This is a genomic window from Adhaeribacter pallidiroseus (assembly GCF_003340495.1).
GTDB classification, from domain to species: Bacteria; Bacteroidota; Bacteroidia; order Cytophagales; family Hymenobacteraceae; genus Adhaeribacter; species Adhaeribacter pallidiroseus.
Window position 1 is genome coordinate 2666614 of record NZ_QASA01000001.1, and the last position, 16149, is coordinate 2682762.

13 protein-coding genes are annotated in these 16149 nt (G+C 44.2%); 10 read left to right on the plus strand and 3 right to left on the minus strand.

Annotated features, from left to right (window positions below; genetic code table 11):
• Positions 1-104: 104 nt before the first annotated feature.
• Positions 105-677 carry a thioredoxin family protein gene (locus tag AHMF7616_RS10615; RefSeq protein WP_115372863.1) on the plus strand — a complete coding sequence of 191 codons (573 nt, stop codon included), beginning with the start codon at positions 105-107 and terminating at the stop codon, positions 675-677.
• A gap of 14 nt (positions 678-691) precedes the next feature.
• Positions 692-2077: a tRNA uridine-5-carboxymethylaminomethyl(34) synthesis GTPase MnmE gene (gene mnmE, locus AHMF7616_RS10620; protein ID WP_115372864.1), complete on the plus strand. Its 1386-nt coding sequence runs from the start codon at positions 692-694 to the stop codon at positions 2075-2077.
• Between the two features lie 261 nt (positions 2078-2338).
• Here mnmE and AHMF7616_RS10625 read toward each other — a convergent pair whose 3' ends face one another.
• Positions 2339-2710 (minus strand): winged helix-turn-helix transcriptional regulator, encoded by a 372-nt coding sequence (locus tag AHMF7616_RS10625; protein WP_199474169.1) that lies wholly within the window; start codon positions 2708-2710, stop codon positions 2339-2341.
• Between the two features lie 1246 nt (positions 2711-3956).
• On the opposite strand from AHMF7616_RS10625, the gene AHMF7616_RS10630 reads away from it, so the two are divergent.
• From AHMF7616_RS10630 to AHMF7616_RS26180, 5 genes are all read left to right on the plus strand, one after another.
• Complete coding sequence (locus AHMF7616_RS10630; RefSeq protein WP_115372866.1) at positions 3957-5132, plus strand: efflux RND transporter periplasmic adaptor subunit; 1176 nt, start codon at positions 3957-3959, stop codon at positions 5130-5132.
• Between the two features lie 5 nt (positions 5133-5137).
• A complete protein-coding gene (locus tag AHMF7616_RS10635; RefSeq protein WP_115372867.1) occupies positions 5138-8335 on the plus strand; it encodes an efflux RND transporter permease subunit in 3198 nt (1065 codons plus the stop codon).
• A gap of 34 nt (positions 8336-8369) precedes the next feature.
• On the plus strand, positions 8370-9785 hold the full coding sequence (locus AHMF7616_RS10640; protein ID WP_115372868.1) for an efflux transporter outer membrane subunit: 1416 nt from the start codon (positions 8370-8372) through the stop codon (positions 9783-9785).
• A complete protein-coding gene (locus AHMF7616_RS26375; RefSeq protein ID WP_158546140.1) occupies positions 9776-9919 on the plus strand; it encodes a hypothetical protein in 144 nt (47 codons plus the stop codon). The genes AHMF7616_RS10640 and AHMF7616_RS26375 overlap by 10 nt, the downstream gene beginning before the upstream one ends.
• Before the next feature lie 308 nt (positions 9920-10227).
• Positions 10228-10536 (plus strand): hypothetical protein, encoded by a 309-nt coding sequence (locus AHMF7616_RS26180; protein ID WP_147275660.1) that lies wholly within the window; start codon positions 10228-10230, stop codon positions 10534-10536.
• Positions 10537-10611: 75 nt separating this feature from the next.
• Here the strand turns inward: AHMF7616_RS26180 and ltrA are convergent, their stop codons facing one another.
• Positions 10612-11928 (minus strand): group II intron reverse transcriptase/maturase, encoded by a 1317-nt coding sequence (gene ltrA, locus AHMF7616_RS10645; protein WP_115372869.1) that lies wholly within the window; start codon positions 11926-11928, stop codon positions 10612-10614.
• A gap of 889 nt (positions 11929-12817) precedes the next feature.
• Between ltrA and AHMF7616_RS10650 the strand changes: the two genes are divergently transcribed.
• Positions 12818-13666, plus strand: a complete 849-nt coding sequence (locus AHMF7616_RS10650; RefSeq protein WP_115372870.1) for an SDR family oxidoreductase — start codon at positions 12818-12820, stop codon at positions 13664-13666.
• Between the two features lie 128 nt (positions 13667-13794).
• On the opposite strand, the gene AHMF7616_RS10655 is transcribed toward AHMF7616_RS10650, so the two are convergent.
• Positions 13795-14142 (minus strand): hypothetical protein, encoded by a 348-nt coding sequence (locus AHMF7616_RS10655; protein WP_115372871.1) that lies wholly within the window; start codon positions 14140-14142, stop codon positions 13795-13797.
• A gap of 400 nt (positions 14143-14542) precedes the next feature.
• Between AHMF7616_RS10655 and AHMF7616_RS10660 the strand changes: the two genes are divergently transcribed.
• Positions 14543-14953 carry a hypothetical protein gene (locus AHMF7616_RS10660; RefSeq protein WP_158546141.1) on the plus strand — a complete coding sequence of 137 codons (411 nt, stop codon included), beginning with the start codon at positions 14543-14545 and terminating at the stop codon, positions 14951-14953.
• Positions 14954-15114: 161 nt separating this feature from the next.
• Entirely contained in the window at positions 15115-15552 is a 438-nt protein-coding gene (locus tag AHMF7616_RS10665; RefSeq protein ID WP_115372873.1) for a hypothetical protein, read from the plus strand.
• The last annotated feature ends 597 nt before the right edge of the window (positions 15553-16149 follow it).

Sequence of the window (16149 nt, forward strand, 5' to 3'; positions counted from 1 at the left end):
AGATTTAAAGCTTTTTAAAACCGGAACGAATACGGACGCGGCGGATGTTTCGTTAAAAGCATAAACCTAGGTCTTTATTTGTATTTTCATTTTTGTTGCTCCCAATGCGCTTCTTACCTACTTTTTTTAAATTTTTTATTGCCTTGTTGCTGGTGGCTTCCGTTGTTCCAGCTTTTAGTAAATCCGTTCTTCATCCGCCGGGTAAAACCAAGAAAGGCGCTATAAATTGGTTAACTTTTGAGCAGGCCGTGGCGCAATCTAAAAAAGAACCCCGTAAAATTTTTATCGACGTGTATACCGATTGGTGCGGCTGGTGCCGGAAAATGGAAAAAAGCACTTTTACCGATCCCGTTTTAGCAGATTACGTGAACAAAAATTTTTACGCCGTTAGGTTAGATGCCGAAAGCCAAGAACCTATTACCCTGGATGGTAAAACTTTTAATTACAACCAACAGAAAAGAGCCCACGAGTTAGCTTTTATTTTGCTGCAAGGTCAGTTGAGCTTCCCGACTACGGTTTATTTAGACGAAAATTTAAAAATATTGGCACCTGTGCCGGGTTATCTGGATGTGCCGGCTTTCCGGGATATAATTACCTTTTTTGGCGACAATCATTATAAAAAATTAACTTTCCCGCAGTATACCGCTAATTTAAAAACAGCCAAAAAGGCAAATTAATAACGCACCTTCATTTGGGAAATACAACCTATCTCCATTCCACAGATACCATTGTAGCTTTAGCCACGGCGGCCGGTAAGGGTGCCATCTCGGTTATCCGTTTATCCGGTCCGCAAGCCATTAGCATTTGTAATGCAATTTTTAGTGGAAAGAACTTGCTGGAGCAACCTTCTCATACCATTCACTTTGGTACCATTCGAGATGGTGCCCGCGTAGTGGATGAAGTATTGGTTTCCTTGTTTGTAGCGCCGCATTCTTACACCACAGAAAATGTAGTAGAAATTTCTTGTCACGGCTCCGATTACATTGTACAGGAAATCATTAAACTTATACTTCAAAAAGGTGCTCGGTTGGCGCAAGCGGGTGAATTTACGAAACGCGCTTTCTTAAACGGGAAATTCGATTTAACGCAAGCCGAAGCCGTGGCGGATCTGATTGCCGCCGATTCTTCGAAAGCGCACGAAGTAGCTATAAAACAAATGCGCGGTGGGTTTTCAGTTGAAATTAAAGCCTTGCGTGCCCAACTCATTCATTTTGCCTCGTTAATCGAACTTGAATTAGATTTTGGTGAAGAAGATGTAGAATTTGCCGATCGTGCGGCTCTGGAAAACCTGGTTCATCATCTGCAAAATCTTATTCGTAATTTGCTCCAATCTTTTACTTTGGGTAATGTGCTTAAAAATGGCGTAGCCACGGTTATTGTGGGTAAACCCAACGCGGGTAAATCTACTTTACTGAATGTACTTTTAAACGAAGAAAAAGCTATTGTCTCGGATACCCCGGGCACTACCCGCGATTTTATCGAAGACGAAATATCCATTGAAGGCATATTATTCCGGTTTATTGATACCGCTGGTTTGCGCGAAACCCAGGACAAAGTAGAAGCCATGGGCGTAGAACGGTCGCGCCAGAAAATAGAAGAAGCAGCGCTCGTTATTTACCTTTTCGACGTGAATGAACTCACCCCAGCGGACTTAGCTACCGAGTTGGCTGCTTTAAACGTGCCGGATAAACCGCTTTTGGCCGTTGCGAACAAAGTAGATTTAGCCGCTGATCTAGAGGTAGCAGCCTACCAAGCTATAGCCCCCGTGTTATTTATTGCGGCGGCTGATAAAATAGGAATCACCGAGCTAAAGCAACACTTACTCCGCGCCGTGAACCAAGGCGACCTCACCACCGGTGCCAACACCATTGTTACCAACCTACGCCACTACGCCAGTTTAGAACAAACCTACCAAGCCCTCGATGCGGTTTTACAAGGCTTAGCCAACGGCACCACCGGCGATTTTCTCGCATCCGACATCCGAAGAGCCTTATACGCTTTAGGAGAAATAACCGGTGATATTACTACGGATGATTTGTTGGAAAATATTTTCAGTAAGTTTTGCATTGGTAAGTGAGATAACAACTTACCTAACCTTTAATTAAGAAACTACTTGCATAAAGTACTTTTTTAGAATTTAAAAGAATCTATAACTATTTGGTCTAGCTATTTACTAGCAGCAACATAAACCAAAAGCCTATAGGTTTTTATTCTAAATGCATCAAATTTAGATATTATAAGCTATCTAAACAATTGCATAGCCACAACTTAAAAAATCGAACTAATTTTTAAAAATGGGTTATGCTATATTCTTCAAGTACTTCATAAATTTCAAAATCTATTCTATTGCATCCACTTTGTAGTGGGCTTTACCCAATGAACACGCATGAGTATTTTCGAACCGGGCGTTCCATTCGCACACCGAGGCTAATATTGGTAATAAAGCCTGGCCTTTTTCGGTTAAAGAGTACTCCACGCGGGGTGGCAGTTCGCTAAAAGACTCCCGGAACAAGATACCGTCTTCCTCCAGTTCCTTTAATTGCTCGGTTAATACTTTCCGGGTAATCAGGGGAATTAAGGCATTTAGTTGCCCAAAGCGTACTTTCCGGGTATTAATAGTATGAATTATAATCGGCTTCCATTTGCTGCCGAGGGTAGCCATGGCCCGGGTCATGGCGCAGCTTTCCCCGGTAAATCTATCGTCTCTCATTTTACTTGTAATTATAAACTCAAATACTGACTAATTATAACGCTGGTAACACCAATTTAATTCTTTTGGGTTATCATCTGTTTATACCGAATCGGCACAAGGCCGGATGTATTTTAATAAAATTTAAAAAATCTCGCTCAACCTTCTATTATTATATATCTCGAATAGTAGTTCACCATCTGGCAAGCGGGTCCAGACGGAACTGGAACTAGTAGGCTTTACTCTTGGTACCTTTATCACCTGCCACATGAAAAGGTGCTTGAATCCTTTTGTTAACCCCATGGCTCCAGTTTCTCAAATCAGCCTAGGGTCGTCAATCCAGCCATTTAATCTAAAAGCCCAGAAAAAATTAAATGCGCAATTTATTTAATTTTTATTTTTCAGATTTCCTAATACCTCCGATTCGTTGAAGCTGCCAAAGGAGTTTTTGAAAAAAGTATTTGCCCCATACGAGCTTTGGTAAGGAGGAGCAAATTGCTGCGGTTTCTATTTTACGCTTTAGTTTACATGAACTCCTTTCTTTATGGCATTAATTACACCCAAACTGCTGCCCCTGGATAATTTATATCTGAAATCTTATAAACTACATACTCGTCGATAGTGCTTCTAAGTACTTGAGCAAAATTAAATTGATAAATATTAGGGGTTAACTAATTGATTAATAGCGCTTTATTATACGAATAACGAACAACTAAAAACGACAAACTACTTATATACCAATGGTTACCTATAAGTAACTACTATTTTTCCCAATTAGTATCTTTTTGAAACTATTAATAGTACCTTTGGGTAACAAATGTAATCAAAATCTCCTGCAATAAAAATAAAACCATGAAAATCAGTAGTATTAAGCAGATTCATAATCCGAAAACGCTAACCAGTAATCGTGCTGGGGCCGAAAATCAAACCATTACTCATGAAAACATAAAAGCAAACTCTTCTATTAAATTTTTTAATTGTTGCCTATTCTAATCTTTACTCCTAAATAATTTTTAAAATAACTTCGTGTGCTTTGATCACTTCCTTATAAATCCCACACGATCTATTGTACCTCCATTAAATTTTTTAATTTTTTGCTGCGCAAACTAAAAAGTTTTCGATGGCGAATCTACTTCAATTTTAATCAAACCTTTCTAATCCCAGTCCTCTGATAAAGAGGCTTCCGGCGGCATATTTTTTCTTCTTTTTTAAACCATCTGCCTAGTGTAGTAGAAAAAGTCGCATTTACTATTTTAAAAATTTAATCATGAAAAAAACCCAAAATTTTAATTATACCAGGCCCAGCTACTTTCTTGGAATAATAGCGGCTTTAATCTTGTCGGCTTGTGGCGCGAAAGAAGTGGCCCAAACGCCCCCGCCGGTACCTTCCTTGCCGGTCCTCAGCTTACAAGCTAATGCCGTTACCACTTACCAGGAATATCCGGCCACCGTGGAAGGTTTAACTACTATCGAAATCCGGCCGCAAGTAAACGGGTACCTGGAGCAGGTTTATGTGGATGAAGGCGCTTATGTGCAAAAAGGCCAGGCACTTTTTAAAATAAATGAGCTGCCTTATAAAGAACAGCTCAATACTGCCTTAGCCGGCCTGCATGCCGCCGAAGCCGAACTCATCAATGCCCAACTGGAAATCGATAAACTGACTCCGCTGGTTCAAAACAAAGTAGTATCGGATATTCAGCTTAAAACGGCCAATGCCGCTTATTCCCTGGCTAAAGCCAGAGTAGAACAAGGAAAAGCCGCCGTAGCTGCTGCTAACATTAACCTGGGCTATACCGTGGTAAAAGCTCCGGTAAGTGGTTACGTCGGGCGATTGCTCCGCAAGCAAGGTAGTTTAGTAGCTCCCACCGATGCGCAGGCTTTAACAGAAGTCTCGGACGTGCACGAAGTACATGTTTATTTCTCATTGGGCGAGCAGGACTTTAATAATTTTAAAAATCAATACCCCGGCCAGAATCTAGCGGAGAAGCTGCGCTTGCTGCCCCCCGTGGATTTAGTTTTAACCGGCCAAAATACCTTTGCCAACCAAGGTAAAATCGATATGGTCGACGGCCAATTTGATAAAAATACCGGCGCGATTACCGTAAGAGCTACTTTTCCCAACGCCGAAGGATTTTTACGGTCCGGGAATACCGGTAAAATAAGATTAAGCCGGAACCATACGAATACCATTCTGGTACCCACCTCCGCTACCGTAGAATTGCAGGATAAAGTTTTTGTTTTTGCCGTGGGCGATAGCAATAAAGTAGCCCGGCAAGCCATCCAAATAGCCGGCAAAAGCGGCAGCGCTTACCTCGTGAAAGAAGGCTTAAAAATCGGGGATCGGATCGTCCTGAATGGTTTCGACCATTTACAGGAAGGCCAGATTATTCAGCCCGAAAAATCAGTACCCGATAGTTTGAATCGCACCACTTTTATCAGATAATCATCATGCTTAAAAAATTTATTGACCGACCTGTTTTAGCTACCGTAATCTCGGTAATTATGGTGCTATTGGGTATTCTGGGATTATACCGGTTACCCCTGCAGCAGTTCCCCGACATCGCCCCACCGGCCGTGCAGGTAGTCGCGAATTACCCGGGGGCCAACGCGGAAACCGTATTACGTTCCGTGGCGCCTTCGCTGGAAGAATCGATCAACGGGGTGGAAAACATGACCTACATGAGTTCTACCGCCAGCAACGATGGTTCGCTCATCATCACGGTTTATTTTAAACTCGGCACCGACCCCGACCAGGCCGCCGTGGACGTGCAAAACCGGGTAGCGCAAGCTACCAGTCAATTGCCCGCCGAGGTGATTCAACAAGGTATTACCACTTCCAAGCAGCAAAACAGCTTAATTATGGTGGTAGATATGTATTCGGAAGATGCCAGTACCTACGACCAGACATTTCTGGCCAACTACGCCCAAATCAACATTATTCCGGAAATTAAGCGGATTCCCGGCGTAGCCCAATCTATAATATTTGGAGGTAATAAAGATTACTCCATGCGCGTGTGGTTGAACCCGGCCCAAATGGCTACTTACCAGGTAACGCCGCAGGAAGTAATGGCCGCCATCCGGGATAAAAACCTGGAAGCCGCTCCCGGCAAGTTCGGGGAAAGCAGCGCAGAATCGTTTGAATACGTGATTAAGTACAAAGGCAAATTAACCCAAACCAGCCAATACGAAAACATTGCCATCCGGTCGAATGCCGATGGTTCGGTGTTGCGTTTGAAAGATGTAGCCCGCCTGGAATTTGGGGCTTTTAGTTACGGTAATTTTACCCGCGTGAATGGCAAGCCCGGAATCAACATCGCGGTGCAGCAATTATCGGGTTCTAACTCCAACGAAATCCAAATTGCCGTAGCCGAGCTAATGGCAAAAGCTTCCCGCGATTTTCCAAAAAATGTAAAATACCTGACACTCTACAATACTAAAATTTCGCTGGACTTATCTATTAAGCAAGTACAGCAAACTTTGCTGGAAGCTTTTATTCTGGTATTTATCGTGGTTTTCCTGTTTCTGCAGGATTGGCGTTCTACGTTAATTCCGGCCATTGCGGTGCCGGTGGCTATTGTGGGTACCTTCTTTTTTATGCAGCTATTCGGCTTCTCCATTAACCTGCTCACCTTGTTTGCTTTGGTACTGGCCATCGGGATTGTAGTGGACGACGCCATTGTGGTGGTGGAGGCCGTGCACGCCAAAATGGAAACGAAACACCTGGCCCCGAAAGCCGCCACTGTGGAAGCTATGTCGGAAATTACCGGCGCGCTTATTTCCATTACCCTGGTGATGTCGGCGGTATTTTTACCGGTTGGTTTCCTGGAAGGTTCGACGGGCGTATTCTACCGGCAGTTTGCCTACACCCTGGCCATTGCCATTGTGATTTCGGCAGTAAATGCTTTAACGCTTACGCCGGCGTTAACGGCTCTTTTTTTAAAAAATAATCATGCTAGTGCCGTAAATGGGCAAACACGAAAGAGTTTTCAAGCGCGGTTCTTTGCCGGTTTTAACACGGGCTTTGAGGCGTTTACGCAACGGTACGTGGGCAGCATCCGGTTTTTACTGCGCACCAAATGGCTGGCTCTGGGCGGTTTGGTGGTGGTTACCCTGAGCACCGCCTGGATGATGAGCCGCACCCCGACCGGCTTTATTCCTTCCGAAGACCAGGGCTTTATTGCGATTTCCTTAACCATGCCTTCGGGCGCTTCCTTGGAGCGCACTACCAAAGTAATGGCGCAACAAGAAAAGTTACTGGGCACGATGGAATCTAAAAAATACCTGATGGGCTTATCCGGATTTAATATTCTGACGCAATCTTCGAGTCCATCATCCGGTATTGCCTTCGTGTTATTAAAACCGACCGAGGAAAGAGGACAAGTAAAAGATATTAATGCGATTATGAATGAAGTACGGCAAAAACTTTCCGCCATTAAAGGAGCCGATTTTTTCGTCTTTACCTTCCCTACGGTGCCGGGTTTTAGCAACGTAGACGCCTTGGACTTGGTGTTGCAAGACAAGACCGGCGGCCCCTTGGATAAGTTTAGCGGTATTTCTCAGAATTTTATTGGCGAGTTAATGAAACAACCCGAAATCGCGTTTGCCTTTACGGCTTTTAAAGCGGATTATCCGCAGTTTGAACTGGAAGTGGACGAAAAGAAAGCCGACCAGTTAGGCGTAAAACTGAAAGATGTTCTGGAAACCATGCAGGCTTATTTTGGCAGCGCCCAGGCTTCGGATTTTAACCGCTTCGGGAAGTATTACCGGGTACTGGTACAAGCCGATAAACAAAACCGGTCTGATCCTTCGGCGATTGACCAGGTTTTTGTAAAAAATAATACCGGCGAGATGGTACCGCTGAATACTTTGGTGAAATTAAACCGGGTGTATGGTTCCGAAAATGCTTCGCGCTATAATTTATTTAATTCTATTCAGATAAACGCTATACCAAAACCCGGCTTCAGCTCTGGCGATGCCATTGGCGCCATCCGGCGAGTAGCCGAAAAGCAATTACCGAACGGCTATGCCTATGAATTTTCGGGACAGACCCGCGAAGAGATTTCCTCGGGCGGGCAATCCGCGATCGTGTTTATTCTGTGTCTTATTTTTGTGTACTTCTTGCTTTCGGCCCAATACGAAAGTTACCTCTTACCTTTTTCCGTAATACTTTCCATCCCGACCGGTATATTCGGCGTATTTGCGGCTATCGGGTTAACCGGAATTACCAACAACATTTACGTACAGGTAGCCTTAATTATGCTCGTGGGTTTACTGGCTAAAAACGCCATCTTGATTGTAGAATTTGCCTTACAGCGGCGACAGGCCGGCTTATCCTTAGTAAAAGCGGCCCTGGAAGCCAGCCGTTTACGATTGCGGCCCATTATTATGACATCCTTGGCCTTTATCGTGGGTTTGATTCCGATGATGTTTGCCTCCGGGCCCTCGGCGCAAGGTAACCACTCCATTAGTATCGGCGCGGCGGGCGGTATGCTTTCCGGGGTTATTCTGGGCTTATTAATTATTCCGGTATTGTTTGTCTTGTTCCAGCATTTGCAGGAAAAAATTACCGGCAAACCCCTTACCATCTTACCCGAACAAACCAAGGAACACATAAAGCTCGGCTCATTACAAACAGTTAAAAATTAATGCGGCAGGCTTTCACAAAATTTAAAAAAATAACATGAGAACATATAGGATAGGCTGGACTTACCTGCTGGTAATGCTGGTGGTAGCGGCCTGTAAAGTTTCCGAAGATAAAAATAATTCATTGGCCATAATACCAGAGCAGTTTCGCAACGCACCGGTAAACGCATCCAAAAGCATTGCGGATATAAAATGGAAAAACTTTTTTACGGAGGCTACTTTACAACGATTAATTGACAGTGCCATTGCCAAAAATTACGACATGCAGGTGGCGGTAAAAAACATAGAAGCGGCTAATCTGCGCCTGCGACAAAGCAAATGGAATTACGTGCCGGACATAAATTTGCAGGTAAGCACCAGCACCAACCGGCCCTCCGACAACAGTGTAACCGGTTTAAATTTAAGTCAGTTTGATTTGGGTACCCGGCACATTAACGATTATACCACCAGCCTGGGTTTGTCTTGGGAAGCCGATATTTGGGGAAAAATTCGGAATCAGCAAAAAAGCGCTTTAGGAACTTACTTGCAAACCCAGGAGGCCCGCAAAGCCATCCAGACGAATATTGTAGCCGCGGTTTCGAAGGGTTTTTATAATTTACTGATGCTGGATGCCCAGTTAAGAATTGCGCAGCGGAACAGGTCCTTAAACGATAGTACCCTGGCCATTATTCGCCTGCAATACCGGGCCGGGCAGGTTACGGCGTTGGCCGTGCAGCAAGCCGAAGCCCAGTTACAAGCCGCTTCGCAGTTAATTCCGCAGTTCGAACAAAATATTACCACCCAGGAAAACCTGATTAAAATTTTATCCGGCGAATTGCCCGACCATGTGGAACGCCAGGTAAGCTTGGATCAGCTAGTTTTCCCGGAAGAACTCTCGTCCGGCATTCCCTCGGCCTTGGTGAGCCGCCGGCCCGATGTAAAAAGTAACGAGTTAGCCTTAACGGTAGCTAATGCGCAGTTGGGCATTACCAAAGCCAGCCTGTACCCGGCTTTACGCATTACGGCCACCGGCGGCATTAATTCTTTTAGCAGCAGCAACTGGTTTAACGTGCCGGCTTCTTTGTTCGGTATCGTGGGCGGCAGCGTTTTACAACCGGTTCTGCAGTCGCGGCGCTTAAAAACCAATTACGAAATTGCGAAAGTAGAGCGCGACAAAGCCGTAATGCAATTCCGGCAATCGGTACTAACGGCGGTCGGTGAAACCTCGAATGCTTTAATAAAAATTGAAAAACTGAAGGCGCAGGAAGCTACCGCCAACCAACGCGTACAAACCCTCCGGCAAGCTACCACCAACGCTAATCAGTTATTTAAAAGCGGCCTGGCCAATTACCTGGAAGTAATTACCGCGCAAAGTAATGTACTGCAAAGCGAACTAACTTTGGCAACAATTAAAAAACAACGACTCGATGCGGTTACCGAATTATACGCCGCCTTGGGCGGAGGATGGAAGTAACACTGGAAAAAAACGATCAAATTTTAAAAAGCGGCGGGTTACTGAAAAAGTTCGCCGCTTTTTGCGTTTTAACTATCGAAACCGGCACCATGCCTTCCCTGTCCATCAACCCGATTCAGGGTATAAATCCGTAGTACCACTCACGAATTGTTACGCTACAATCCATATGGCCTAAAAACATTTCACTGGACTACTAATGGTAACCCTTTAAAATCTGGTACCTACTGGCTAAAATATAACATTGTATATTAAAACATTGTATATATATTCACTTTCTAATACAAACACAGTCAGGAAAATAATTTTTTTTAAAATTTAGATAATCATTCCTCCATCTATAGTGCAGATAACCGGAACAACTCCGTTTATCCGTTAGTTGGGCGTAATAGAAAGAGTCAGGATTAGAAGATGAATATAGGATACTTACTAATAATAAACATGTATGAGCGGAGATGATTTTTTAGGAATAGTTTTAAGTGGCTTTATATTAGTAGGATATTACAGTGTAGCAGGATTAGCTTATGCAATAATGCTTTTTAATCCCAAAAGGTATATTCTTGTTGACTTATTTAGTTATTTAATATGTTTGATAGCAATCCTTATCTCATATTATCAATGGCTATCAAGTATTCAGTTTCCCCTCTATCAAATTTCTTTGTGGCTACTAATTGTTATACCTTTCTTCTTAATCATATTTAAAAATATAAGGGACAGAATTTTAAAGCATAGGAATAATTCTACAATTGATTAAATAAAAGAATAAAAATAATTACTCCGCCCAATCGAGTAGACGGCCCCACCAGTGTTGGCTGATGGGGAGCGCCTCTCACACCACTGTACGTACGGGTCTCGTATACAGCGGTTCGTTAAGTTGGGGGGCTACTTGTTTGTAGTAATCGAACAACGATTCATAACCTTTCTTGACCAACCGTTTCAGCGTGATAGTGGTCACCAGGATGGGGCTTTGCGCTACTGCCCAGCCCCCTTTCCGGGTCTGGCTCCAGGCATAGGCTTCCCCTTTTGAGACGCCTAATCGGATCAGGTTCTTTCTTTTCCGCTCGGGTTTCTTCCAGTCGTGCCAGATGCAATGGCGCAGCCGGTTTCTGAGCCAACTATCCACTTGCTTTAACTTCCCCTGAATGCTGGCTAGACGAAAGTAGTTTACCCAGCCTCGCTGCACTTCCTTGAGTTGCTGAACGCGCTGCTCAAAGGCACTGGGCGTGGTCTTGCGGGTAATCCCTTTCAGGTTCTGCTTCAGCCTGGCCCAAGCCTTTTCTGCTACCACCAACTGGTATTTACCTTTCTCCCCTTTCCGGTAAGTGGGTACAAACCGGTAGCCTAGTATCTGAAAATCTACGGGTCGTCTAATGCCGCTCTTTTCCCGGTTGATGGGTAGCCTTAGCTTATTCTTCAGGAACAGGAAAAGGTTGTTGCCCACCTGCCGGGCCTCCGACTCACTTTTGGTATAAACACTAAAGTCATCGGCATAGCGCACGTACCGCAAGCCTTGCTTTTCCAACTCTTTATCCAGCTCGTGAAGCAGAATATTGGAGAGCAGCGGACTCAACGGACTGCCCTGTGGTACCCCTTTCCGGCGTTTGGTTAACTTTCCCCCAATAAGGATAGGGGCCCGAAGCCATTTGCGGATCAGGCGCAGCGTGAGCGGGCATTTTACTTTCTGGTATACCAGTTGCAGGAGCAGGCAGTGCTCTACTTCATCAAAGAAGCTTTTCAGGTCCATATCGACAATATGCTGATAGCCTTCATTAATGTTCTTCTGGGCTTGCCACACCGCCTGATGGGCGTTGCGGTTGGGCCGGAAGCCGTAGCTGTACTCTTTGAACTCCAGCTCGAAAAGCGGGGCTATGGCTTGGTTGACTGCTTGTTGTAGCAGCCGGTCGGTTACGGTAGGAATGCCTAACCGGCGCTTCTGGCCGTTGCTCTTAGGTATTTCTACCCCTAAGATGGGTAGAGGAAAGTACTGGCTGCTCCGGATAGCCGTAACTAAGGCCTCCTGATTTACTTGCAGATGCCCAGCTAGTTCAAGTACGGACATACCGTCTACGCCGGCTGCCCCTTGGTTAGCCTGCACTTGCCGGTAGGCTAGCAGCAGGTTGCCCCGGTGCAATACTTTCTCAATCATCCTACTTTCTACTTTATCTGTAATCCCTGTTCCGCTTACGCTAAGGCTGGCCAGGCCTCCTTACCACATTTGGAACAACTTCACGTTCGGCCCTTCGTCATCTTGTGAGACCTCCGCAGCGCTTACGGCTCGTTTCCTGATGGCTACTATGGCTTCTGCTGACTTCTCTCTTACCAACCCGTGGCCGAGAGACCTCCCCAGGTAAGAGCATATTCCTTCCTCCGATTCCTGGTACATCTACCCACTAGTACTTGTTGGTCAGGAGCTTTGCAAAGAGGTGCTTGCTTACCCGCACTAATGGGCCTCTTATGTACTTTCTGTTCGTCAGTACCGGATTTTGTAGTCCCGCTTTCTTCCCTGCTTATCTCACGATAAACCAGCTTGCGGCTTACTAACAGGCTGCACCAACTCGCCTGTAAGGGTCTTGCACCCTCTGGAATAATTTGGTACCTTTCAGTACCAGATGCCCATACTGGGCGCACACCACACCTAAAAATCACTAAAGCGCTTTTTAGCTAAAGAGCGTTGCAAGTAACTTTAAAAAACAAAGATAGGATTCAGATAGCAGAAGAATTGATAATCGAGCTAGAACTATACTCCCGGGTACAGAAGTCCGCTTTTGTATAGCTTGCTGGTAACTTTTTAATTTGCTTAATGCCTGCTGCAAACAAAAGCTACTTTCGACTGTTTTCTGGCCGACGGTCGGGAGGGAGGATTTCAGTTACTCTTAAATTTTGAACAAGCCGTTGAGGTTATCTACTAGCTTCCGGTTTAAACCCATGAAAAAATAACGGCCCCTTACCGAAAGCTGTTTGCTTAAAAGCCTCTACTTTTTAGCTGCCCGGCGGCACCTTACCGTATACTCCTTCGATTTACTAACCAATTAAGCATGGCAGCTACAATTCTTATAACGGGCGCTACCGGCCACATTGGCCACCGCGTTGCCGAACTTTTACCCAATCAACCGTTGCGGTTAATGAGCCGCCAACCCGACAAATTAGCCCATTTTACCCAGGCCGAAAAAGTAGCTGGGGACTATCAGGATCGGGCAGCCCTGGAAAAAGCTTTTCGTGATATAGCCATTGCTTTTGTGATTTCGGGTTATGCGCCGCCGGGTATTCGCGCATCGCTGCATAAAAACGCCATAAGCGCGGCGGTGTTAGCCGGAGTGCGGCACATCGTTTATCTTTCGTTTCAGGGAGCTTCGCCGGTGAGTAAGTTTCCCATGTCCCAGGACCATTATCAGACGGAAGAATTTATTAAACAAAGCGGCTTATCCTATACCATACTCCGCGATAGCTTTTACATGGATTTAATTCCGGAGATGTTCGGGGAGCAGCGCCTGATGAAAGGACCAGGCGGACAAGGGCAGGTAGCCTGGATTGCCCGGGAAGATGTAGCCCGCACCGTGGCTCAGGTACTGCGGGACCCGTTTGCTTACTCGGGAACCTACGATTTGACCGGGCCGGAAGCCCTGACGCTAACGCAAACGGCCGAACGACTTACCCACCTAACCGGAAAAGAGTACCGCTACCAGCCGGAAACCATTACGCAGGGCATACGCTGGCGCAACGACTTAGGCGCTCCCACCTGGGAAGTAGCCACCTGGATTGGCTCTTACCTGGCCATTGCGGCCGGCGAAGTGGCACCGGTGAGCTCCGCGGTAGCGCAAATTACAGGACAGAAGCCTTTATCTTTAGAAGCATACTTTAGTAAACATCCTGAAATTATAACTTAAACCACGAATAGATTTATAGTAAAATTTAAAAAATAAGAGCTTACGAAAAGAAGTAAATATTACTCCAAGGCAAGAGCCACATTAAGACTTCTTCTTTATTCAAAAACGTTTTTATTTCTAACGGATTGTTATCCGGTGGGTTTGTTTCTACCGCCAATTGAATCTGGAAAACATCTAATGCCGCAAAAGTAGTTTGACTGATTACATAAGCAAAGCGCACTTTTTTTCTGCGCAAATAAAGGTACTATCTCGCGCGTCAGCCAATTCTGGTCGGCCATTTCCAGATAAGCCCGCTGCCGCACATTAAATAACGCTTTGTTTATGTTATTAGCCAAGGCATAATCAACTACTTGTTGTAGTTGCTCCCGAAATTGGCTACTGGTAGGTTGCCGCAACCAGGTAGTTTGCAAAAATCGTAACTCCTGATCTACTTCCAGCTTAATGTACTCATTCGAAAAGACCAAGGTTAAGTTCATTTACTTATAAGTTAATCGGTTTTACATAAAACCAGGGGTAATGGGCTATAAATAAAATCTGAATTTGGCTTTTATATTTATCTTACTTAAAAGCTGCTTTAATACTACTGTACGGAGAGGTATTAAAAGAAAGTAATCTTAAAATTTTAAATTTTCAATAAATCAACCCTCCTCAAGGAATCAAAATTTAAAAATTTAAAAAAAACTAAAATTTTTTGTATTTTTTTTAATTTTAAACTACTATCTAATTTAAAGATCGTATATTAATATTCTACAAAGTTCACTTCCACGATTCCTAATTTATTGGTTGTTTATGTTTATACCAGATAGCTTGGCCGCACCATAATAGTCCAGCTAATATACTCGGATGATACCATAATGCGCCTAAATTAAGATCAGTATGCTTATTTTCACCCACAACAATATGGAATTGGAGTACCATCCGGCACTAAAGTTAGCCGAAATTAGATGGGTGGGCATTTTACACCTGCAGGACTTGGCTTTACTGTGGTTAAAAACAGTTGCCGAAATTGATAAGTACGAAATAGAGTTGATTTTACTGGATGCCTCTAATGTGGCGGTAGAGAACAGTCCGCAAATAGACGGTGAAATGATTAAAAAGTATTTTTCAGAAAATTTCCCCATACCAGCCGTAAAAAAAATTGCCCGCGTGTCGGCCGGTGCTCCCACCTACGACGCGCAAATGGCCGGTATCTATCAAAAGTTCTTAGAACAAAATAACTCCACCTCGGTATTTGCTAATTTCCACCATCACTATGAGGCGATGGATTGGTTAACTGACCATGCCTAGTTTCTGCTTATTGGTTTATAAGTACCTAAAACCAGAAAATCTTAAAAAGTAGAAAGAACGAACGGCTTGCGTGGTATTTACTATTTACATATTATTTGCCAAAACTAACTAATTCCATTTAGGTGCGTTTACTGGTTTAAACACTAACAAAGAATAAAACTATGTTCGATCAAATTTTAGATTTAGTAAAACAGCAGGTGGGCAGCAATCCGCAAGTAGCCGCGGCTATACCCGCGGGCCAGGAAGATGCCGTTCACAACGAAATTGCCCACCACGTTACCCAGGGTTTAGCGAGTCAAGCGACTGCCCAAGGTGGAGTTGGCGGATTACTTTCCATGTTACAAGGGGGAATAGCTTCGGGCAACCCAATCACCAGCGCTATTGAAGGGGGCCTGGCCAGTAGCTTAGGCAGCAAGTTTGGTTTGCCCCCGGCGGCTACGGGTGCCATTGCGGCCGCGTTGCCCGGCTTACTTCAAAGATTTTCCAGCAAAGCCGCTGACCCCAATGACTCCAGCATTACGCCAGATAGTATTTCGCATTCGCTGTCTAACTTAGGCGGTGGCGGCATAGGTGGCGCTTTAGGCGGATTATTTAAATAAGGCCGGCCACTGCTTAGTTAAAATTTAAAAAAAGCCCTGTACAACAAGAGTTCTGGTGTAAAATACCCGCTCATTTGTGGTGCAGGGCTTTTTGTTTGTTTTTGTTGTCTATTTTTGAAATTTAACTAATCTTATCCGCAGCAAACACTTTACGCTAGGTTTATGCTATAAGCCGTGCAGCGCAAGTATCTAATGTGTGTGGTAGTTATACCCAATAGTATTTAGTTACTGCCTTAGTAGCCTGTTCACAGGATAACTTTTTTGTAAAAACTAAGTAAAAGGACCAATTGAAAGCTACATTCCAATATTGAAAATACAAGGTTAAATTACTGATATTTAAGTTATTATATTTTATTTTGTCTTGATACTTGTGTCTTACTACTTGTGTCCATTTACTTATATTTCAGTCCTTTCCCAGTCGCTTCAATAAACATATAATCTTCTAAGAAAGCTTTTTTCCCTTCTACGGATTAAGACTATTCTATCCTACTAATCCGATTTAAAAAATACCGGAATTGCTCCGGATTTAACTATTTTGGGTTCTAATTGTTCTAGTTACTGCCGTCTACCCAGCCAGTGATTTAGCAAATAATCTCG